Annotated in this window: 1 protein-coding gene; it reads right to left on the bottom strand. The window is 45.4% G+C overall.

All coding sequences use genetic code 11. The annotated features are described in order from the left end of the window. Nucleotides 1-97: 97 nt before the first annotated feature. The gene (locus FW767_RS12935; protein WP_235898135.1) at nucleotides 98-1,027 is read right to left on the bottom strand and encodes an IS256 family transposase, variant Zn-binding type; all 930 of its coding nucleotides are present in this window, start codon (nucleotides 1,025-1,027) and stop codon (nucleotides 98-100) included. Nucleotides 1,028-1,098 lie beyond the last annotated feature (71 nt).

Raw genomic sequence — 1,098 nt, 5'->3', positions numbered from 1 at the left:
GGCAGGTTGGACATTTGGGGTGATGGATTGTATATCAAAAGTGCTAAGTGGACATTTTGGGTGATAACCGAGCAGTAGTCAATCTGTGTTGGGCGTTCTAATAGTGCCTTTTGAGATATTCATCTATTAGTTTCTTTCTGTTTTCCTTGCTGATCCCCCGATGAACCCGAACCTTGGTTTTCAAATCAGAGAATACGCCCTCAATGGCATTGTTTGTATTTGGAAGTCCTGTTTCCGGATGGTCATAGAAGGTCCAAAGCAAAGGCATGTTACGTTTTATGCTCAGATATGCGCTGCGTAGTTTCGGTCGCATATATGGAGGTTTGATTCGCTTGATTCTTTTATCGTGAACACGTTCATTGACTACATCCCTGTATTTTTCATACCATTCATTGAAAGCCCCGCAAAAACTCTCCTTATCGGTTTTGGCGATGATATTTATCAGGTTCAGCAGCTCCTGCGAAGCCTCAATATCCGGATTTTGAGTCAAATACCTGCGGACAATGAGCATCTGATGGAACTGGCACATCTGCACAGGTATCGGTTTCAATGCCTGTGGCAGTCCCTTCATGCCGTCAATCACGATGCCGTATATCCGGAACCCGTTGCCCTTCAACCATTCGATTCCCTCCACATATTGGGCTATCGTCTCATGACGCACATATTTATGCCATAAGACAACTCCCCGGAGAGCGTCCTTGAGAACCATAAGACCAAAGTTCCTGCCCCAGTATGTGGTGTCCATCTGTACGGTCACATCCTTGTGCTTTGCGATCTTATGGACATACCGCATTCCCTCCAGATCCCTGCGTATGGTCTTTTCGCAGACGCCATATTTGGACGCAAGCTGTTCCAGCGTCTGTTTGCCCTCTACATAGTCGCTGATAACCTGAGCTTTATCGCGCCGTATACCGCCATCAAAACGACGGCCGCACTCCTTACATTTATATCGTTGAGTACGGCCTCTCAGACCGTTCCTGACTACATTTTTAGACCCGCAGAAAAAGCATTTTTTTAACCATATCAATAATTATCTTCGCAAAGATAATTAAATCAATGGTTTACACGCAATCCATCACCCCAAATGTCCAACCTGCC

Origin of the sequence: Heminiphilus faecis (assembly GCF_008728965.1) — a bacterium.
Taxonomy (GTDB): domain Bacteria; phylum Bacteroidota; class Bacteroidia; order Bacteroidales; family Muribaculaceae; genus Muribaculum; species Muribaculum faecis.
Note: the sequence above shows the minus strand (reverse complement) of the source record. Positions and strands in the feature narration are given on the sequence as shown.